Consider the following 19,662-nt stretch of genomic DNA (forward strand, 5'->3'; position numbering starts at 1 on the left):
CCGGAGCGGGCGACGTTGGCGCGCCCGTCCGTCAGCACGATGATGACCGGCGTGCCGCCCGCCCGCCGCACGGCGAGCCCAAGACTCGCGGCGGCGTCGAGACCGGCGGCGAGCGGCGTGCCGCCGCCGCCGGGCAGGCCGGCGAGGGCGCGCTTGGCCCGCACCAGCGAGCGGGTCGGCGGCAGCACCACGTCGGCGGTCGCGCCGCGGAAGGCGATCAGCGCCACCCGATCGCGCCGGACATAGGCCTCGGCCAGGAGCAGCTCGACCGCGCCCTTGGCCTCCGCCAGGCGCTCCAGGGCCGAGGAGCCGGAGGCGTCGACGCAGACGATCGCCGTGGTTTCGCTGCGCTGCCGGAAGCGGCGGATGCGGATGTCCGTGGCCGTGACCACGATCCCGCGAGTCTCGTCCGGCCCGCGGCGCAGGCGCTGCCACGGGGCGGCGGCGCGCAGGGTCGCGACCAGGTCGAGCCGTCCCCGGCGCGGGTCGCCGGGCCGGTTGCCGACAGGCCGGCCCTTGCGCGCGGCGGCCGCCGACGCTCCCTTCCGCCCCGCCTGGGCGGCCCGCAGGGACGGGCCGCCGGCGAGGAGTCGGGCCAAAAGATCCTTTGGAATGGCGGCCTGGGCCGCCTCGAGCACCACCTCGTCGAGGCTCTGCTGCGGGTCGGGCGCGGGGCGGTCCCTCTCGTTCTCGGGCGCCTCGCTCCGGTCCGTCTCCGGCTCGGGACGCTCCGCCGGCTCCGGCTCCGGTTCCGGCGCGGCGTCGTCGGCCTGCGGCTCGGCGGTGGGCAGGCGCGTCGCCCGCGGCGCCAGGACGAGGCGGGCGGCCTCTTTCAGGGCATCGTCGTCGGGCTCGAGTCCATCGGCCGCGTGGCGGGCCGCCCGCAGGGCCAAAAGCGGGGCGCGGAGGGAGGCGATGCCGAGGGCCGCGGCGGTGCCGCAGAGGAGAGCGACGGGATCAGCCCCCGGGGTCGACAGGGCCCTCCCCCGCGTCCCGGCCGCGGCGCGTCCATCGCCCCCCTTGCCATCGCCCCCCTTGCCATCGCGCGCCGTGCGAGCGACCGCCTCCAAAACCTCGCCCGAAGCCCGGCTCGGGAACGCCTCGCCGACGCTCACCTCGGTCAGGTCGACCCGGAACGCCAGACGATCGGCCAAGGCCTCGGCCACGGTCTCGTCCTCGGCGCCCTCGTCCAGCAGCACGAGGCCGAAGCGGGCCGGAAGGCGGGCGGCCAGACCCTCGCGTTCGAGGGTGAGCGTCCCGGTGTCGAGGGCGCCCGCGAGGCGGGCGACGGTGCCGGGCTCCAGCCGCTCGGCCATGGGCACGATCAGGACACCCCCATCGACCTCCGCGAGCACGCCCCGCTGCGCCACCGGTCGGCCGGCGCGCAGGGTCGCGGGCAGATCGAGGCCGCCGATCAGGCGGTCGTCGCCGATGCCCGGGGGCAGGCGCCGCACCGGGCCGGCGAGCCGCGCCCGGAGGAGGTCGAGCCAGACATCGCGCACCGGGCCGGCGCCAGACCGCACCACGATCCCGCCGAGCCCGTGCGGATCGGCGGCGAAGAGCGTGAGGACGCGCAGGGCCTCGTCCCAGGCCGTCGTCGGAGCGGGTGCCGGGGACGGCTGGTTCAAAGCGGCCTCAGCGCCGGAACATCGGGTGTTCGACCCGATCGCCGGCCCGCATCCCGAGCTTGGCCGCCGTGCCGGCATTCAGCTCCAGCACCGCCAGAACCGGCTCGCCGGAGGACACGATCCGCGTCGAGAGCGGCTCGGTGTCCGGGGCGATACGGGCGATGGAACCGTCGGAGCGGATGAACACCATGTCGAGGGGGATGTAGGTGTTCTTCATCCACATGTTGACCGGAAGCGGACGCTCGAAGTCGAACAGCATCCCGTGGTCGGGCGCCATGGAGCGGCGGTACATCAGGCCGCGCGCGCGCCCGGCATCGTCGCGCATGACCTCGACGTTGAAGGCGTGGCGTCCGCCCTTGCCGACGACGGCGAGCGGCTCGGTCGCGGATTGCGCCGCCGGGGCCGGCTCCTGGGCGTGCAGAACGCCCGGCGCGGCGAGCGCGAGGGCGGCGAGGCAGGCCGGGACGCGGAACGGGGCGAGCAGGGACTTCGGAAGGATCGTCGACAGAACGCGCACGGGAAGCACCGTCAGTGGGAAGCCGGAAGCGCCCCGTCGATGAGGCGGACTTCCGCCGCCATAGCACCCTTCGAGCCGTCGCCGTAGCGCACCAGCACCTGCTCCCCGGGCTTCAGCTCGGCGATGCCGTAGCGGCGCAGGGTCTCCATGTGCACGAAGATATCGGGCGTACCGTCGCCGCGGCTCAGGAAGCCGAAGCCGCGCAGGCGGTTGAACCATTTCACCACCGCCGTCTCCAGGCCGCTCGTTGGCGTCACGCTGACATGGGTGCGCGGCATCGGCAGTTCGGAGGGATGGGTCGCCGAGGCTTGATCGAGGGACAGGACCCGGAATGCCTGCCAGCCCCGGGCCCGCTGCACCGCCTCCACGACGATGCGCGCGCCCTCGCTTGCGGCCTGATGGCCGTCGCGACGCAGGCAGGTGATGTGGAGCAGCACGTCGGCGGAGCCGTCATCGGGCACGATGAAGCCGAAGCCCTTCGAGACGTCGAACCACTTGATGCGACCGGCGACCTCCAGGAGTTCCAGCGGCCGCTCGGTCTCCGCGTCGTGGTCCAGATCCCGGCCCTCGACGGCGCGGAGGCTCACCGGACTGATCCCGTGTTCATTCGACATGTAAGCAACCCGTGCCGAATCGCGCCGTGCAATTCCGGAGCTACGTTAACAAAGTCCCGATGCCCGGAAAGCCCGTTTGCCCGGCATTGAGACATCGTGAGCGAGCAATTTTCCGCGCCATGGCGCCGTTGCCGCACCCACCCCGCCGCCGGAGCGGGCAGAGCGCATCGAGGGCGGGCAGTCACGGCGAAACGGTGCCGTCTCGCCGCGGCCGGGCCGGGATGCTAGGGCCGCCGCCATGGCCGTCCCATCCCCCTCCGCTTCCCGGCCCACGACGGGCCGCCTCGACGCCCTCGACCTCGCCCGCGGGGCGGCCCTCGCCGCGATGGCCGCCTATCATTCCCTGTGGGATCTCGGCTTCCTGCAGCTGACACCGGAGAACTACGCCCTGACGCCGCCGGGCCGGCTCGCCGCGCACGGCATCGCCGGGTCGTTCCTGCTCCTCGTCGGGATCGGCCTCGTCCTCGCCCATCGCGGCGGCCTGCGCCCGCGCGCCGTCCTCGGGCGGTTCGCGCGGATCGGCGGCGCGGCGGCGCTCATCACCGTGGCCACCGCCTACGCCTTCCCGCAGAGCTACATCTTCTTCGGCATCCTGCACTGCATCGCCGTCGGGAGCCTGCTCGGACTGCCCTTCGTGTTCGCGCCCGTCGCGGTCACGGCACTGGCTGCCGTCGCAGTGCTGCTGGCGCCGAGCCTCGTCGCGCACCCCGTCCTCGACTTGCCGGCGCTGCTCTTCCTCGGCCTCGGCCGCACGGTGCCCGACACCAACGACTGGGTCCCGCTCTGTCCCTGGTTCGGCGTGATTCTGGCCGGGATCGCGCTGGCCCGACTCGGCCTGCCGGGGAGGATCGGCGAGCGGCTCGGCCGCTGGCGGGCGCAGGGCCGATTCCTGCGGGGGGCTTTGTTCGCCGGCCGCCACAGCCTCGCGATCTACCTGCTGCACCAGCCAATTCTGCTGGCGCTGTTCTCCGGCCTCGTGACGCTTTCCGGCCCGCATCCGGACGCGGGCGCCGCGCAGTTCCGGGCGAGCTATGCGGTGGATTGCACTCGCGCCGGCGGCGGGGCGGAATCCTGCCGCACAGCCGCCCGATGCACGCAGCATGCCCTGCGCCGCGAGGGGCTGTGGGGGCTCGGCGCGCCCTACAGCGCGGAGCAGCGGGCGCGGGCCCAGGGCCTGTCGCAGGCCTGCTACCAAGCCGCCGAGGGCACGGAGCCGCCCTCGGAACCGCCGTCGGAGCCTGCCCTCGGACGTTAGTCCTTGGCGCGCTCCACATAGGAGCCGTCCGACGTCATGATGACGACGCGGGTGCCCGTGGAGATGTGGGGCGGCACGCTCGTCTTCACGCCGTTCGACAGGATCGCCGGCTTGTAGGAGGACGAGGCGGTCTGGCCCTTGGTCACCGGCTCGGTCTCGACGATCTCGAGGGTCACGCGCTGGGGCAGCTCGACGGTGAGCGGAACGGCGTTGTAGATCGAGAGCATCACCGCCATGCCCTCCTGCAGGTAGGGGGCGGCGTCGCCGATCACGTCCTGCGGGACGGCGATCTGCTCATAGTTCTCGGGGTTCATGAAGTGATACCCCTCGCCGTCCTGATACAGGAAGGTGTGCTCGCGATCCTCGACGAAGGCGCGCTCCACCTGCTCGGTGGTGCGGTAGCGCTCGGAGATCTTCACGCCGTCGGTGATGCGGCGCATGTCGAGCTGCGTCACCGGGGTGCCCTTGCCGGGGTGGATGTTCTCCGCAGTCAGGATGACGTAGAGCTTGCCCTCCTTTTCGACGACGTTGCCCTTGCGAAGGGTACTGGCGATCACTTTCACGAGCGTGGACCTTGGCTTGACGAGAACGGCGGCTCCCCCCTGGCGTGACGGCCGGGCGAGCGGAATCATCCGCGAGGCCCTATCCTATCCGCGGCCCCGTTGCCAGCCGGAGGCTTTTCCCGCGTGAGCCCCGAGGCGTCGCCCTGGTGGCATCCGGCGGTCCATGCGGATCGCCGGCCCCTTCTCCAAACGCGCAACCGCATCACGGCGGAGCTGCGCGCGTGGTTTGCCGCGCGCGATTTCGTCGAGGTCGAGGCCGCCGCCCTCCAGGTGTCTCCGGGCAACGAGGCGCATCTCTCCGCCTTCGCCACGGAAGCCCTGCTCCCCGACGGTCGCCGCGAGCCGCTCTACCTCCACACCTCGCCGGAATTCGCCTGCAAGAAGCTGCTGGCGGCGGGCGAGCCGCGCCTGTTCAGCCTCGCCCGCGTCTTCCGCAACCGCGAGCGGGGCGCCCTGCACCATCCCGAGTTCACGATGCTCGAATGGTATCGGGCGGGGGAGACCTACGATGCCCTGATGGCCGATTGCGCCGCCCTGCTGGCCCTGGCCGCCGAGGCCGCGGGGGCCAAGCGGCTGACCTGGCGCGGGCGCGAGGCGGACCCCTTCGCCCCGTTCGAGCGGCTGACCCTGGCCGAGGCCTTCCGGCGCCATGCCGGGATCGACCTTCTCGCCTCGATCTCGGCGTCGGGCCAGACCGACCGGGACGCCCTCGCCCATGCCGTGACGACCAAGGGCCTGCGCGTGGCCGAGGACGACACCTGGGCCGACCTGTTCAGCCGGGTCCTCGTCGGGCTGATCGAGCCGCATCTGGGGAAGGATCGTCCGACCCTCTTGTGCGAATATCCGGTGAGCGAGGCCGCGCTCGCCCGCCCGGTCCCCGGCGATCCGCGCGTGGCCGAGCGCTTCGAGCTCTATGCCTGCGGCGTCGAGCTCGCCAACGCCTTCGGCGAGCTGACCGATCCGGTCGAGCAGCGCCGCCGGTTCGAGGCCGAGATGGCGGAGAAGCTCCGCGTCTACGGCGAGCGCTATCCCCTCGACGAGGATTTCCTCGATGCGCTGGCGATCATGCCCGAGGCGAGCGGCATCGCGCTGGGCTTCGACCGTCTGGTGATGCTGGCGACCGGCGCGCCCCGCATCGACGACGTGATCTGGACGCCCGTCGCCCGTGGGGCGCGGCGGTGAGCGAGGACCGGATGGCGGACCGCGCCGACGGGCGCGCCTGGGAGGCCGAGCCCCGCGAGGAGGCCCCGTCCCCCGTCGCGGAGGCGGAGGCGCGCGCCGCGTCCGGTCCGCCGCGGGCCCCGAGCGGCGCCCTCCCCCTCAAATCACCCGCCGCCCTCGTCCGGGCCGGCCTGCTCGCGGCCGCCGATCTGCCCGCGCTGGAGCGCGTCGCCGCCCGCTACGCCGTCTCGGTCACCGCCGACATCGCCGAGCTGATCGACCCGACCGATCCCGGCGACCCGATCGCCCGCCAGTTCCTCCCGCGTGCCGAGGAGATCGAGACCGATCGGATCGAGCGCGCCGATCCGATCGGCGACGACGCCCACGCTCCCGTGCCGGGGCTCGTCCACCGCTATCCGGACCGGGTGCTGCTGAAGCCGCTCCATGTCTGCCCGGTCTATTGCCGGTTCTGCTTCCGGCGCGAGCGGGTCGGGCCCGATGGGCACGGGACCCTGAGCGAATCCGAACTCGCCGCCGCCTTCGCCTATATCGCGGACCATCCGGAGATCTGGGAGGTGGTGGTGACCGGGGGCGATCCCTTCGCCCTGTCGCCCCGCCGGCTCGGCCGCCTCGCCCGGGCGCTCGGCGCGATCCCGCACGTCAAGGTGCTGCGCTTCCACACCCGCGTGCCGGTGGTGGACCCCGCCGCCGTCGACGACAGCCTCGTCGCCGCGCTCAAAACCTTCACCGGGGCGGTGTTCGTGGCGCTCCACGCCAACCATCCGCGCGAGTTCACCCCGGCCGCGCAGGCGGCGATCGCACGGCTGGTCGATGCCGGGATTCCGATGGTGAGCCAGAGCGTTCTGCTGCGCGGCGTCAACGACGACGCCGCGATCCTCGAGGCCCTGATGCGCCGCTTCGTCGAGAATCGGATCAAACCCTACTACCTGCATCACGGCGACCTCGCCCCCGGCACCGGCCACCTGCGCACGGCGCTCCCCGACGGTCAGGCGCTGATGCGGGGGCTTCGGGGGCGGCTCTCGGGCCTCGCCCAGCCGCTCTACGTGCTCGACATTCCCGGTGGTCACGGCAAGGTACCGGTGGGGCCCGGCTACCTTGCCGAATCGGACGGTTCGTGGCGCGTCACCGATCCGCAGGGCCATGTTCACGCCTATCCGCCGGAGACCGAGGAATGACGCGCAGAGTGTGGGGCCGGACCAGTTCGGGCAACGTCCAGAAGGTGATCTGGGCGCTGGGGGAACTGGCGCTGCCCTACGAGCACATCGAGGCGGGCGGCGCCCATGGCATCGTCGGCGAAGCGCGCTACCGTGCCCTGAACCCGAACGGGCTTGTGCCGACCCTCGAGGAGGACGGCTTCGTCCTGTGGGAGTCGAACGCGATCCTGCGCTACCTCGCCCAGGCCCATTCCCAGGCCCATGGCGGCGCGCTCGCGCTCCCCGACGACGCCCGGGCCCGGGCCCGGATCGACCAATGGCTCGACTGGCAGGCCACCGCCTTCACGCCGGCGATGCGCGACGCCTTTCTTCAGCTGGTGCGCCTCCCGGCCGAGAAGCGCGACGCCCGGGTGATCGAGGCCTCGCGGGCGGCGGGCGAGCGCTGTGCCGCCCTGCTCGACCAGCACCTCGCCGGGTCGCCCTTCGTGGCGGGCGAGCAGTTCAGCATCGCCGACATCGCGGTGGGCTGCGCGGGCCAGCGCTGGCGAGTGCTTCCCATGGAGACCGAGGAGCGCCCCCACATGTCCCGCTGGCTCGACCGGCTGGCGCAACGACCGGCGGGTTCGCCCGTTCTGGCTCTGCCCCTGACCTGAGCGGCGCGGACGATCGCGAAGGCCTGGCGTGCCGCAACAGGCCGAGATCGAAGCAACGCCCGAGGGCGGAGGTCGAACCGTGACGGACGCCGCGCCACAACCTGGAAAGACGATGTTCTTCCCGCTCTCCAAGCTGCTCTTCTTCGTGATCACGCCGTCGAACTTCCTGATCCTCCTGGGGCTGTTCGGCTGCCTGCTGCTCTTCACGGAGGTGGGACGCGGGGTCGGGCGTCTCCTGGTGGTCGTCGGCTTCCTGGGCCTCTTGGTGGCGGGGCTCTCGCCGCTCTCGTCCTGGGTGCTGATGCCGCTCGAGAACCGCTTCCCGGCCTTCCCCGACGACGGGACCCGGGTCGACGGCGTCATCGTCCTCGGCGGGGCGGTCGAGGCCGATACCTCCATCGGGCGCGGCCAGATCAGCGTCAACGATGCCGGCGAGCGGGAGATCGCCCTGGCCGATCTCGCGCGGCGCTTTCCTGAGGCGCGGCTCGTCTTTTCCGGGGGCACCGGCAGCTTCCGCGAGCATGCGGTCTCGGAGGCCGAGATCATCAGCCGCTTCGCGGACACCCTCGGCGTGCCGCGCAACCGCCTGATCCTGGAGCAGCAATCCCGCAACACCTACGAGAACGCGGCCTTCTCCGCGCGCATGGTCCAGCCGAAGCCAGACGAACGCTGGCTTCTCGTCACCTCGGCCTGGCACATGCCGCGGGCGATGGGATGCTTCCGGAAGGCCGGCTTTCCCGTCGTCGCCTATCCGGTCGATTACCGAACCAGCGGACCGCGCGATGCCGTCCGCTTCACCACCTTCGCCTCGGATGGTCTGTCGGAGTTCGACATCGGCGTGAAGGAATGGATCGGGATGGTCGCCTATCGCTACGCCGGTTACACCGACGCGGTGCTGCCGGCGCCCTGACGGCTCACGCGACCGGGCCGAGCCGGTAGATCCCCCGGAAATCGTCCGGGTCGGCGACGGGCTTGCCCTTGCGCAGGATCTGCAGCTGCCCGGCCTTCGTCAGGCGCACGGCGACGCGCCGCACCGGCTGCATCAACGGCCCCCAAAGGTCGGGATGCGAGCCGCCGAGGGCGCGAGCGACCTCGGATGGGCAGCAGGTCTTGCCCGGCCCCCGCTCGGTGACGAGACGCAGCATCGTCTCCTCGATCTCGGCCTCACTGGCCATCATGATCCTCCTCGGCGAGCAGAGCGGCGCGAATGTCGGAGAAGAACTGACGCCGCCACATCACGCAGACCGCGGCGGCGGTGGCGGCCATCATCACCGGCGCGCTCACGAACCAGCCCAGATAGGCCAGAGCGAACAGGAAGGCGCGCTGGCCCTTGGCGAAGTGCTTGCCGGCCGCGACGTTCATCGAGGCCACCCGCTCGGACGCGCGCCGCATGGCCTCGGGCGAGGCGCCGGAGCCCTTGGGCGGCACCGCACCGATCAGGATGGCGCCGTAGTTGAACAGCCGGTAGGCCCAGGCGAACTTGAAGAAAGCATAGACGAACACCACCGCGAGCCCCGCCACCTTGATCTCCCAGGTCGCCCGGGTGGTGGTCGAGCCGAACGGCAATTCCGAGAACAGGTTCAGCACGTCGTCGCCCGAGCGCGACAGGGTCAGCACCGAGCCGAGGGCGATCAGCGAGGTCGAGGCGAAGAAGGCGGTACCGTTCTGGAGCGAGGCGTTGATCGTCGTGTCGACGACCCGGTTGTCGCGGCCGATCATCTCGGTCGCCCATTTGCGGCGCTGCCGGTTCATGATCTGGCTGAGGCTCAGGCGCTGGCCCTGCCGGTTCACGGCGAAGCTGTAGATCGCCCAGGCCGCCACGAAGAAGGTGAGCGCGGCGAGATCGACCGGCGAGAAGGCGCGCAGATCCCACATCATTCAAGCCGCCGCGCCGATGCCGTTCCGTGACATGACCGGCGGCTACAGGCACGGGGCCCTCTGGGCAAGCCCTCGCGGGGCGGGCCGCCCCCTCGCCGAAGAAGGGGCAGGCTCGGCAAGGCCGACGGGCCCTGGCGCCGCTCTACGTCCGGATCTCGAAGCCCGCCCCGGCGAAGGGCTCGGCGGGCTCGACCGCGACCGCGTCCACCCGCGCCGCGAAGGGGCCGCGGTGGCACTCGGCCAGCAGGGCATCGACGGCGGCGACGGGGCCGGCGAACAGGGCCTCGACGGTCCGGTCGGGCCGGTTCCGGACCCAGCCGGACACGCCATGCGCCCGCGCGCGCTTGCGCGTCCAGGCGCGGTAGGCCACGCCCTGCACGCGTCCCGACATCACGGCCCGGACCGTCTTCACGTCAGCGCTCAACGATCGACCTCCCGCCCTCGCCGTTTCCCCGAGCCGGGACCGTTAGCACGGCCCCCCGTCCCGGTCAGGCCGGGGCGCGGCGCTGCCAGCCGCGGATCTCCTGGAGATAGAGGCCGGGCAGCTGCGCGGCCTGTCCGGCGGCGATCACGGCCTCGAGATAGCCCGGCCGCGGCATGCCGGGGGGTGGACTGCGACCGAGATAGATCAGCGCGCGCTTCACCCCGGCCTCGGTGACCACCGGCTGGTGCGCCTTCACGTAGAGCCCGCCGGCCACGCCCTCGTAGCGGTCAAGGGCCGGCACGTCGGAGAGCGCCAGCTCCCACACGACGCCCCAGACCGTGGCGCCGGGCGCGCGGATCACGGAGGCCCAGCCCTCCCGCATGATGACGAAGCGGTGCCGCATCAGCCGCCCGCGCCCGATCAGCCGCGAGGCCGGGCAGCGCTGGGCCATGGCGGCGGCGTCCATGTTGGCGCCGTAGGCGAAGTAGAGCGGCATGCGTTCGAGACGGTGACGGGCGCTGCGGGACGGTCCGGGCTTCGCGGGCGCTCCGACGCGCCCGATCGCCCCTCATGGGCCGAAGCGGAGGCCAGGACGCGACGGCCGCAGCCGCCGAGGGCCCCGCGTCGAAGCCGGACGCCGGGTGCCGGATCGGCGTGTCGAGAGCGCGGTTCGCGGACCTTTCGGCCCGCTCACTCGAACTCCATGATGACCGCGTCGACCGCGAGGCTGTCGCCTTCCTTGGCAGCGATCTTGGCGACCTTGCCGTCCCGCTCGGCCCGCAGGACGTTCTCCATCTTCATCGCCTCGACGATGGCGAGCGCCTCGCCGTTCTTCACCTCCTGGCCCTCGGCGACCATGATCTGCTTGACCAGACCCGGCATCGGGCAGAGCAGCTGCTTGCCGGAGCCGGCATTCTCCTTGACCGGCATCAGGGCGGCCAACTCCGCCTCGCGGCGGGTGAAGACGCGGGCCTCGGCTGCGGCGCCCGCATGCTGCAGGAACACGCCGTTGAGCAGCGGGCGCACCTGAATCGCGACGGAGTCGGCGCCGACGGTGCCGGACCAGACCGGCTCGCCCGGCCGCCAATCGCTGCGCACCGGCACCACGGCGCCGTCCTCGCCGGTCACGTGCAGATCGTTGCCCACCGTGTCGACGGTCACATCGAAGCGCTGACCGGACAAAACCACCACGCGCTCGCGCTCGAACGAGAGCAGGCTCGGGTCGCGCATCTGGCCGGAGATGCCGCGCTTGCGGACGTTGAGCTTGTGATCGATCGCCGCCGCCACCGCCGCCAGCCGCAGCGCGATCGTGCCCACGGGCTCGGGGGCGGAGAAGCCCTCCGGGAACTCCTCCTTGATGAAGCCCGTCGAGAGCCGTCCCTCGCGCCAGCGCGGATGGGCCATCAGGGTGGCGAGGAAGGGGATGTTGTGGCGGATGCCGTCGATGGCGAAGGCGTCGAGCGCCTGGGCCTGGGACTCGATCGCCTGGAGGCGGGTCGGCGCCCAGGTCACGAGCTTGGCGATCATCGGATCATAGTGGATCGCGATCTCGCCGCCCTCCTCCACGCCGGTGTCGTTGCGGACGATCGCCTCGCCGAACTGGCCCTCCTCCGGCGGCTGGTAGACCGTGAGCCGGCCGATCGAGGGCAGGAAGTTGCGGGTCGGGTCCTCGGCGTAGACGCGGCTCTCCACCGCCCAGCCGTTGAGTTTCACGTCGGACTGCCCGAGTGGCAACGCCTCGCCCGCGGCGACCCGGATCATCAGCTCGACGAGATCGAGCCCGGTGATCATCTCGGTGACCGGGTGCTCCACCTGGAGGCGGGTGTTCATCTCGAGGAAGTAGAAGGACTTGTCCTGGCCGGCGACGAACTCGACGGTGCCGGCGGAATCGTAGTTCACGGCCTTGGCGAGGGCGACCGCCTGCTCGCCCATCTTGCGCCGGGTCTCCTCGTCGAGGAGCGGCGACGGCGCCTCCTCGATGACCTTCTGGTTGCGGCGCTGGATCGAGCATTCGCGCTCGCCCAGGTAGATCACGTTTCCGTGCTTGTCGCCGATCACCTGGATCTCGATGTGGCGCGGATCGGTGATGAATTTCTCGACGAAGACGCGGTCGTCGCCGAAGGAGGACGAGGCCTCGGACTTGGCGCGGGCGAAGCCCTCGGCGACCTCGTCGGCCGATTCGGCGATGCGCATGCCCTTGCCGCCGCCGCCGGCGGAGGCCTTGATCATCACCGGATAGCCGATCTCGTCGGCGATCTTGACTGCATGCTCCGGGCTCTCGATCACGCCGAGGAAGCCGGGCACGGTCGAGACCTCGGCCGCCGCGGCCGCCTTCTTCGACTCGATCTTGTCGCCCATCGCGGCGATGGCGCCGGGATTAGGACCGATGAAGACGATGCCGGCTTCCGCCAGCGCCCTCGGAAACGCCTCGCGCTCGGAGAGGAAGCCGTAGCCCGGATGGACGGCCTGGGCACCGGTCTGCTTGCAGGCCTCGATGATCTTCTCGATCACGAGGTAGGACTGCGCGGCGGAGGCCGGTCCGATATGGACGGCCTCGTCGGCCATGGCGACGTGGACGGCGTCACGGTCGGCGTCAGAATAGACGGCCACCGTCTTGATGCCCATCTTCCGGGCCGTCTTGATCACACGGCAGGCGATCTCGCCCCGGTTGGCAATCAGGATTTTCTCGAACATTGCAGCCGCTTCTTCTTGGGGAGCCGTCCTGGCCCACCCCTCCCGAAGGCAGGCCCGATCTCATCCCGATAAAGCAGTTGCCCGAAGAGCGGAAGCTGCGCCGTCCCGCTCGAGGCCTCGGTCGTGCAGTGTATTCATCATGCAGCCAGCGGCATCGGGCGGGCGCGCGCGGCTTCGGGCTGGCGGACCCAGCGATTGGCCTCGAGGGCGAAGGCGATCAGCGCCTCGTCGCTGGCGGTGGCCTCGCGCACGATCTCGCGGGCGATGCGGCTGCCGGTCGAGGTCGGACCCTTGCGCCCGGCGATGGAGGCGGCGAGCCAGGTGGCGGTCTCGCGGGTGATCCGGCCGGTCGGGCGCTCGCCATAGACCGAGAAGTTCACGACCTCGGCGGTCAGCAGGGCGGCGAAGCCCTCGTGCTGGTCGGCCACGGCCCGGTCGAGGGCAAGGAGCAGGTCGGCCTCGTCGCGGCCCATGAGGCCGTCGGGCAGGATCTCGCGAGCGAGCGTGGCGACATCCGCCTCGGTGATGCGACCCGCGGCGACGACCCGATCGCAGAACAGCTGAAGAGCAATGTTGGTCATGGTTCCGATGCCTCCCCGGCCAGTTGTCGCCGGTGTTCGTCCCTGTGTGTCCTGACATTACGGGCCGGGATCATCGGAAGAGGTTAATGGCAGAATCTGAACCCGTGTTCAGGTAAATGCCTGATCACGAAGGAGCCTTTCAAGAATCTTGCAGCATTGCAGTCAGACTTTGTTCACCGCACCACAACCTTGGTCCCGACCGGGACGCGCTCGTAGAGGTCCATCACGTCCTCGTTGAGCATGCGGATGCAGCCCGACGACACCGCCTGCCCGATCAGCTCCGGCTCGTTGGTGCCGTGGATGCGAAACAGCGTGTCCTTCCGGTTCTGCGCGAGGTAGAGTGCGCGGGCGCCGATGGGGCTGAAGGGGCCGCCCTCGAGCCGCGGCGGCAGGTCGGGCCGGCGGCCGATCATCTCCGGCGGCGGGTTCCAGTCCGGCCATTCGAGCTTGCGGTCGATCTCCGCGCGGCCGGTCCAGGCCATGCCGGCCTTGCCCACCGAGACGGGATAGCGCAGCGCCTTGCCGCCCGGCTGCACGAGGTAGAGCCGCCGTTCGCCCGCATCGACGATCACGGTGCCGACCGGCTCCTTCGTGGCGAAGTCGACGGTGCTGCGGGTGAGCGCCGGATCGACCTTGGCCTGGGGCGCGAGCTTCATCCAGGCGGCGTCCCGCTCCGGGCCCGGCGGCAGGGCCGGGACCGCGGCGGGTGCGCCCGCGGCGGGCGGCAGGGCTGCGAGCTGGGTCGGCGGCGCCTGCTGGGCCGTCGGCGTGTTGCAGGCGGTGAGCGGCGCGAGGCCCGCGACGAGGAAGAGAGCGGACGAGAGGCGCATCGGGCTTGCATCCGGCCCGCGCGCGGGCGAGGCGGGCGGGAGCGTTGACAGATGATGGCCAAGCTTAGGCCCGATCCGATGGCCCGCGTAGACGACGCGCGGGCGCGTGATCGCAATTGCCGGCCTTGTTGCCCGGCGGCTACAAGGGAGTCCGGGCAAACGCCGAGAAGCGCCCCGGAGGAACCGTCCTGAGCACCCTGTACGTCACCCATCCGAGCGCGCTCGAACACGCGACCCCACCCGGCCATCCCGAGCGGCCCGCCCGCATGCAGGCGGTGGAGCGCGCTCTGGAGAACGAGCGATTCGCCGCCCTGGTCCGCGCCCACGCGCCGAAGGCCGAGGCCTCGGTCGCCGAACTCGTCCACCCGGCCGCCTTCGTCGAGGCGATCGTGGAGGCCTCGCCCACGGAAGGTCTGCTCCAGATCGATTCCGACACGCTGATGTCGCCGGGCACGCTCAACACCTGCCTGCACGCCATCGGCGGCTCGAATCACGCGGTGGACGCGGTGATGAAGGGCGAATGCGCCAACGCCTTCGTCGCCATGCGCCCCCCGGGCCACCATGCCGAGATCTCCCGTGCCATGGGGTTCTGCCTGTTCAACCACGCCGCCATCGCGGTGCGTCACGCCCAGAAGGCGTTCGGTGCGGAGCGGGTGGCGCTGGTCGACTGGGACGTCCACCACGGCAACGGCTCGCAGGACATCTTCTGGTCCGACAAGAGCGTGCTCTACGCCTCGACCCACCAGATGCCGCTCTTCCCCGGCTCCGGCGCAACGAGCGAGCGGGGCGACCACGACACCATCGTCAACGTGCCCCTGCGCGCCTTCGACGACGGGGCGGTGTTCCGGGAGGCGTTCGAGGCCCGCATCCTGCCCCGGCTCGAGGCCTTCAAGCCGGACCTCATCGTGATCTCGGCGGGGTTCGACGCCCACAAGCTCGACCCGCTCGGCAACGTGCAGCTCGAGGAGGCCGATTTCGGCTGGGCGACGCGCCGCCTGATGGAGGTCGCCGACCGGCACGCGGGCGGTCGGATCGTGTCGATCCTGGAGGGCGGCTACAGCCTCGACGGCCTCGGCCGCTCCGTCGCCGCCCATATGGACGCGCTGATGGGGCGGTGATTCGGCGCCCGCGACGCGCGGACGGGATTGCCCGACCGCGCGATCGCACCCGCCGTCACGAAGCGCGCGCATCGGCCCGAGAGGGGGCGCCCATCGTCCGGCGAGGTTCGCGGCCGGTGAGCGTTTCGGTATGGACCTGTGCGACCGCCTGTGTGCTGAGAGAAGCCTGTCGAACGCATCCGGAGGCCGCCGAGGCCGACCCCGCTCGATCAGCCCGGAGGCATCTCGGATTCGTGTTTGCGAAGCCGAGTTGGCGCAGGGGCGAACAGCTTGCTCGGCCCTTGGGAGCCCGCCTAAAATCGCGCGCCGAGCGGCTCCGGTGCCGGACGCCCCGGCCTGTCGGGCGTAGACATCATGTCGGCCGAAAAGGGCCTTCCGCACTTCTTCCTCAAGACGTCGGGCTTGCCGCCCGGAGAGGCCTTCGAGCAATGGCGCACCCTCTTGGCGCCGATGTACGCGGTGAGTCCGGCAACGCCCTCCGCCCCACTGCCTTCCGGCACCAACATCGCGTACCAGATCGGCGACCTCGTCACCCAGCGCTCGCTGCTCTCGACCCAGCGGCTCCAGCGTGACAGCAAGCGCGTCGAGGCCGGCCCCGACCAATACATGGTCCAATTGTACCGATCCGGCCGCTTCCAGGGCACCGTCGCGGGCAAACCGGTCTCGGCCTCGCGCGGCACCGTGACCTTCATCCCCCGCCGTTCCCCGCTCGACGGAACGCTCGACCGAGCCGATGTGATCGGCATCGCCGTACCGAGCTTCCGCCTCCATGGGCTGCCGATCGAGGGACACGGCCTGCGCTTCGATACGGCCCGCAACCGGCTGCTGGCCGCGCGCCTCTTGGACGTCTACCGTCGGTTGCCGACCACCCGGGCCCACGAGGCCCCTGCGCTCGCAGATGAATTCGTGGCCTTCCTGCGCCGCCTGCTCGATGGCTCGAAGGCGACGGACGTGCTGGACGGCCACGAGCTCGACGGCGGCCTGATGGCGCTGGCCAGGATGATCGTGCAGGCGAACCTGTCGCGGCCCGATCTTTCGCCCGAGTTCATCGCGGGGCAGATGCAGGTTTCGCGCGCCACCCTCTACCGGTTGTTCGAACCGGAGGGCGGCGTGATGCACTTCGTGCAAGGCGAGCGCCTGGAGGCGGTGCGCGACGCTCTTGCCGATCCCCTCGAGACACGCACCCTCAGCCGATTGGCCGAGGTGTTCGGCTTCAGCAGTATCTCGCAACTCAGCCGCAGCTTCCGCCACCGCTACGGCGTCCCGCCCCAGGCTTGGCGGGGCGAGCGTCGCGTAGTCCAGCGGATCAGCGGTCAGGGGACGGTGCAGCACGTGTGGAAATGGCTGCGCGAAGCGTGATCGCCGCATCGTCCGGCGGATCGGATGTCGACCCTATCGGCCCGCGAGGATCAGGGTGATCAGCACGGCGGCCACGCAGACGAACATGACGCTGCCCAGGACGAGCTCGGAGAAGGCGTTGGCCGAGACATAGGTCCCGGCGACCCTGCCGAGGGTGGGAATTACGCCGTGGCGGCCGCCCGCGCCCGGATGACCGCAGGACGGGCAGGCCACTGCCGTCTCGGAGACGCGGTGGTCGCAGGCGGGACAGGAAACAAGGGCCATGCGGTGCTCCCTTCCGAAGGGCGGCGCGCCGGCCGCCTCCTGGGACCTGGGAGCGGCCGCGCTTGGCCGCAAGGGGGGCTTGAGGAGAGCGGAAGGGGTCACCCTTCCAGCGGCTCCTCGCCGGCCAGCTCGATGCCGAAGCCCGAAAGGCCGACATAGGAGCGTGACGAGGACGACAGGTTGCGGATCGAGACCACGCCGAGATCGCGCAGGATCTGCGCGCCGAGCCCCACTTCACGCCACTGGCGCACCCGCTGGGCCTCGGCTCCCTCGTCGGCGTAGCGATTGAGCGGCACGCCCGCCGTGCCGTCGCGGAGATAGACGAGGACGCCTCTCCCCTCCGCCGCGAAACGGCGCATCACGCCCTCGATCTGGCGCCCGCCCTCGATCACGTCGGCGACCACGTTGGAGCGGTGCAGGCGCACCAGCAGGTTGCGCCCGTCGCCGATGTTTCCGTGGACGAAGGCGAATTGCTGGATCGGCTCGAACGGCGTGACGTAGGCGTAGCCCGTCATCGGGCCGAACTCGGTCTTGACCGGGAAGGTGCCGACCCGCTCGACCAGCCGGTCCCGGGCTTGGCGGTAGGCGATCAGGTCGGCCACCGAGACCCGCTTGAGGCCATGGTGCTCCGAGAACGCGTCGATCTGCGGCCCCTTCATCACGGTGCCGTCGTCGTTGGCGAGTTCGCAGATGACGCCGACGGCGGGAAGGCCGGCGAGCTTGCACAGATCGACCGCGGCCTCGGTGTGCCCCGAGCGCATGAGCACGCCGCCGTCGCGGGCGATCAGCGGGAAGACGTGGCCGGGGCGGACGAAATCGTTGGCGCCCATGTTGCCGTTGGCCAGCGCGCGGACGGTGTTGCAGCGCTGCTCGGCGGAGATGCCGGTGGTGAGCCCGTGGCGCACGTCCACCGTCACCGTGAAGGCGGTGCCGAGGGGAGCGTCGTTCGAGGCCACCATGGGGTCGAGATGGAGGCGGCGCGCCTCGGCGAGCGTGATCGGCGCGCAGACGATGCCGCAGGTGTTGCGGATGATGAAGGCCATCTTCTCCGGCGTGCAGAGCGAGGCGGCGACGACGAGATCGCCCTCGTTCTCGCGATCGTCGTCGTCGGTGACGACCACGATCTCGCCGCGGGCGAAGGCCTCGATGGCCTCGGTGACGCTGCAATGGGGCACTGGCTTCGTCTCGTTCGTGTCCGAGGGTGGATCAGGCGCGCTCGCCGACCTGCCCGCGATGACGCAGATAATGATCGGCCAGCACGCATGCCATCATCGCCTCGGCGACGGGAACGGCGCGGATGCCGACGCAGGGGTCGTGGCGGCCCTTGGTGATCAGGTCGATGTCCTGGCCGTCGCGCGTCACGCTCTGGCGCGGCGTCAGGATCGAGGAGGTCGGCTTCACGGCAAAGCGCACCACCACCGGCTCGCCGGACGAGATTCCGCCCAGGATGCCGCCGGCATGGTTGGCGAGGAAGCGCGGGCGCCCGCCATTGCCGGCGCGCATTTCGTCGGCGTTGTCCTCGCCGCGCAAGGCCGCTGCCGCGAAGCCGTCGCCGATCTCGACGCCCTTGACCGCGTTGATCGACATCATGGCGGCGGCGAGATCGGCGTCGAGCTTGCCGTAGACCGGCGCCCCGAGGCCCGGGGGCACGCCCTCCGCCACCACCTCGATCACGGCACCGACCGACGAGCCGTCTTTTCGGATGGCGTCGAGGTAGGTTTCATAGAGCGCCGCGGCCTCTGGGTCGGGGCAGAAGAACGGGTTTCGCCCGACCTCGTCCCAGTCCCAGCGGGAGCGGTCGATGGCATGCGGGCCCATCTGCACGAGGGCCGCCCGGATGGTGATGCCGGGGATGACCTTGCGGGCGATGGCGCCGGCCGCGACGCGGGCCGCGGTCTCGCGCGCGGAGGAGCGACCGCCGCCGCGATAATCGCGGAAACCGTATTTGGCGTCGTAGGTGTAGTCGGCGTGGCCCGGCCGGTAGCTGTCGCGGATCTCCGAATAATCCTTCGAGCGCTGGTCGGTGTTCTCGATCATCAGGGCGATCGGCGTCCCGGTGGTGAGCGGGCGCCCGCCGGTGCGGTCGTCGCCGAACACGCCCGACAGGATCTTCACCTGATCCGGCTCGCGGCGCTGCGTGGTGAAGCGCGACTGGCCGGGTTTGCGCCGGTCGAGCTCGGCCTGGATGTCGTCCGCGTCCAGCGGCAGTCCGGGCGGGCAGCCGTCCACCACGCAGCCGAGCGCGACGCCGTGGCTCTCGCCGAAGGTGGTAACGCGGAACAGGTGGCCGAAGCTGTTGTGGGACATGGCGCGCGTGCCTTAGCGCGGGATGCCGTGGGGCACAAATTCGTCGCCCATCAGCCCGCCCCGCGCCTTCAGCGCCCGGTATGCGGCCACGCCGTGAGCGAGATCGGACCAGAGGCGTCGCTCGTCGGCGAGGTCGGCGAGCCCGTAGGTGAGGCCCAGGATGTGGGCGGCCTCGTAGCCCTCGGGCAATTCGCCCGCGCTGCCGAGGGTGATCTCGGCCACCGGCAGCGCCTCCGCGAAATCGGTCAGACGCGCCCGTACGGCCGCGCCGCTCGTGCGCAGATGGGCAGCGGCCCGCGGTCCATGCGCGCGAATCGCCGCCACCGTCCCCTGTACCAGCGACAGGTGCACCGCCTCGCGATGGGCCGGGAAGAGGTAGACGAGGTAGTAGCCCCGCGTCGCGCTGGTGGTGACCGCGGGGTCGAAGGCGGCCAGCCAGGGCACGGCGGCCCAGCGGGTGCCGCGCCCGGGACTGCCCTTGACGAGGTAGGGTCCGCCAAGGGGGGCCAGCGCGGCGCGCAACTCGTCCGCCGCGCCCTTCCGGATCACATGGGCGAGCGGGTGCCCGGCCGGTGGATCGAGCCGGGCGAGCGGGTACTCTCGGATGATACGGCGCAGGGCATGGCCAAGGCTCAAGAACG

General features: G+C 71.2%; 22 protein-coding genes. 7 read left to right on the top strand and 15 right to left on the bottom strand.

The features are described from left to right. From LW587_RS15660 to LW587_RS15670, 3 genes are all read right to left on the bottom strand, one after another. The coding region (locus LW587_RS15660) for a magnesium chelatase subunit D (protein ID WP_232630521.1) at positions 1–1,628 on the bottom strand (1,628 nt) is incomplete at its 3' end. A 7-nt stretch (positions 1,629–1,635) separates the two neighbouring features. Beyond that, positions 1,636–2,160 (bottom strand): DUF192 domain-containing protein, encoded by a 525-nt coding sequence (locus LW587_RS15665; protein ID WP_442919155.1) that lies wholly within the window; start codon positions 2,158–2,160, stop codon positions 1,636–1,638. Further along, positions 2,157–2,759: a cold-shock protein gene (locus tag LW587_RS15670; protein ID WP_232630522.1), complete on the bottom strand. Its 603-nt coding sequence runs from the start codon at positions 2,757–2,759 to the stop codon at positions 2,157–2,159. The genes LW587_RS15665 and LW587_RS15670 overlap by 4 nt, the downstream gene beginning before the upstream one ends. 238 nt (positions 2,760–2,997) lie before the next feature. On the opposite strand from LW587_RS15670, the gene LW587_RS15675 reads away from it, so the two are divergent. Beyond that, entirely contained in the window at positions 2,998–4,014 is a 1,017-nt protein-coding gene (locus LW587_RS15675) for a heparan-alpha-glucosaminide N-acetyltransferase (protein ID WP_232630523.1), read from the top strand. On the opposite strand, the gene efp is transcribed toward LW587_RS15675, so the two are convergent. Further along, positions 4,011–4,577 (bottom strand): elongation factor P, encoded by a 567-nt coding sequence (gene efp, locus LW587_RS15680; protein ID WP_232630524.1) that lies wholly within the window; start codon positions 4,575–4,577, stop codon positions 4,011–4,013. The two genes, LW587_RS15675 and efp, sit on opposite strands and share 4 nt — an antisense overlap. A gap of 123 nt (positions 4,578–4,700) precedes the next feature. Here efp and epmA point away from each other — a divergent pair, with 123 nt between their 5' ends. The 4 genes from epmA to LW587_RS15700 all read left to right on the top strand — a co-directional run bounded on the left by epmA (position 4,701) and on the right by LW587_RS15700 (position 8,476). After that, positions 4,701–5,759 (top strand): EF-P lysine aminoacylase EpmA, encoded by a 1,059-nt coding sequence (epmA, locus tag LW587_RS15685; protein WP_232630525.1) that lies wholly within the window; start codon positions 4,701–4,703, stop codon positions 5,757–5,759. Between the two features lie 11 nt (positions 5,760–5,770). Beyond that, the gene (locus tag LW587_RS15690; protein ID WP_232630526.1) at positions 5,771–6,934 is read left to right on the top strand and encodes a lysine-2,3-aminomutase-like protein; all 1,164 of its coding nucleotides are present in this window, start codon (positions 5,771–5,773) and stop codon (positions 6,932–6,934) included. After that, positions 6,931–7,566 (top strand): glutathione S-transferase family protein, encoded by a 636-nt coding sequence (locus LW587_RS15695; protein WP_232630527.1) that lies wholly within the window; start codon positions 6,931–6,933, stop codon positions 7,564–7,566. Before LW587_RS15690 ends, LW587_RS15695 begins: the two co-directional genes overlap by 4 nt. 112 nt (positions 7,567–7,678) lie before the next feature. Then, positions 7,679–8,476, top strand: a complete 798-nt coding sequence (locus LW587_RS15700; protein ID WP_232630561.1) for a YdcF family protein — start codon at positions 7,679–7,681, stop codon at positions 8,474–8,476. Positions 8,477–8,480: 4 nt separating this feature from the next. Here LW587_RS15700 and LW587_RS15705 read toward each other — a convergent pair whose 3' ends face one another. The 7 genes from LW587_RS15705 to LW587_RS15735 form a co-directional block, all read right to left on the bottom strand. Then, positions 8,481–8,741: a DUF3253 domain-containing protein gene (locus LW587_RS15705; protein ID WP_232630528.1), complete on the bottom strand. Its 261-nt coding sequence runs from the start codon at positions 8,739–8,741 to the stop codon at positions 8,481–8,483. Further along, positions 8,731–9,441, bottom strand: coding sequence for a DUF599 domain-containing protein (locus LW587_RS15710; RefSeq protein WP_232630562.1), 711 nt, complete (start codon positions 9,439–9,441; stop codon positions 8,731–8,733). Before LW587_RS15710 ends, LW587_RS15705 begins: the two co-directional genes overlap by 11 nt. A gap of 145 nt (positions 9,442–9,586) precedes the next feature. Next, positions 9,587–9,868, bottom strand: a complete 282-nt coding sequence (locus LW587_RS15715; RefSeq protein ID WP_232630529.1) for an acylphosphatase — start codon at positions 9,866–9,868, stop codon at positions 9,587–9,589. A 64-nt stretch (positions 9,869–9,932) separates the two neighbouring features. After that, the gene (locus LW587_RS15720; RefSeq protein ID WP_232630530.1) at positions 9,933–10,364 is read right to left on the bottom strand and encodes a gamma-glutamylcyclotransferase family protein; all 432 of its coding nucleotides are present in this window, start codon (positions 10,362–10,364) and stop codon (positions 9,933–9,935) included. A 194-nt stretch (positions 10,365–10,558) separates the two neighbouring features. Further along, positions 10,559–12,562, bottom strand: coding sequence for an acetyl-CoA carboxylase biotin carboxylase subunit (locus tag LW587_RS15725; protein WP_232630531.1), 2,004 nt, complete (start codon positions 12,560–12,562; stop codon positions 10,559–10,561). Between the two features lie 137 nt (positions 12,563–12,699). Next, the gene (locus LW587_RS15730; protein ID WP_232630532.1) at positions 12,700–13,143 is read right to left on the bottom strand and encodes a hypothetical protein; all 444 of its coding nucleotides are present in this window, start codon (positions 13,141–13,143) and stop codon (positions 12,700–12,702) included. Positions 13,144–13,316: 173 nt separating this feature from the next. Continuing rightward, positions 13,317–13,973, bottom strand: a complete 657-nt coding sequence (locus LW587_RS15735) for a L,D-transpeptidase (protein WP_232630533.1) — start codon at positions 13,971–13,973, stop codon at positions 13,317–13,319. Positions 13,974–14,161: 188 nt separating this feature from the next. Between LW587_RS15735 and LW587_RS15740 the strand changes: the two genes are divergently transcribed. Both LW587_RS15740 and LW587_RS15745 read left to right on the top strand, forming a co-directional pair. Beyond that, positions 14,162–15,091 carry a histone deacetylase family protein gene (locus LW587_RS15740; protein ID WP_232630563.1) on the top strand — a complete coding sequence of 310 codons (930 nt, stop codon included), beginning with the start codon at positions 14,162–14,164 and terminating at the stop codon, positions 15,089–15,091. A gap of 354 nt (positions 15,092–15,445) precedes the next feature. Next, a complete protein-coding gene (locus LW587_RS15745) occupies positions 15,446–16,450 on the top strand; it encodes a helix-turn-helix domain-containing protein (RefSeq protein ID WP_232630534.1) in 1,005 nt (334 codons plus the stop codon). 33 nt (positions 16,451–16,483) lie between these two features. On the opposite strand, the gene LW587_RS15750 is transcribed toward LW587_RS15745, so the two are convergent. The 4 genes from LW587_RS15750 to LW587_RS15765 form a co-directional block, all read right to left on the bottom strand. Continuing rightward, positions 16,484–16,714: a zinc ribbon domain-containing protein gene (locus LW587_RS15750; RefSeq protein WP_232630535.1), complete on the bottom strand. Its 231-nt coding sequence runs from the start codon at positions 16,712–16,714 to the stop codon at positions 16,484–16,486. 98 nt (positions 16,715–16,812) lie between these two features. Further along, positions 16,813–17,889 (bottom strand): 3,4-dihydroxy-2-butanone-4-phosphate synthase, encoded by a 1,077-nt coding sequence (gene ribB, locus LW587_RS15755; protein WP_232630536.1) that lies wholly within the window; start codon positions 17,887–17,889, stop codon positions 16,813–16,815. A gap of 31 nt (positions 17,890–17,920) precedes the next feature. After that, positions 17,921–19,021 (bottom strand): chorismate synthase, encoded by a 1,101-nt coding sequence (gene aroC / locus LW587_RS15760; RefSeq protein WP_232630537.1) that lies wholly within the window; start codon positions 19,019–19,021, stop codon positions 17,921–17,923. 12 nt (positions 19,022–19,033) lie between these two features. Then, positions 19,034–19,657 (bottom strand): DUF3578 domain-containing protein, encoded by a 624-nt coding sequence (locus LW587_RS15765; protein ID WP_232630538.1) that lies wholly within the window; start codon positions 19,655–19,657, stop codon positions 19,034–19,036. Positions 19,658–19,662 lie beyond the last annotated feature (5 nt).

Origin of the sequence: Methylobacterium sp. Leaf118, from assembly GCF_920984675.1 — a bacterium.
GTDB lineage: Bacteria > Pseudomonadota > Alphaproteobacteria > Rhizobiales > Beijerinckiaceae > Methylobacterium.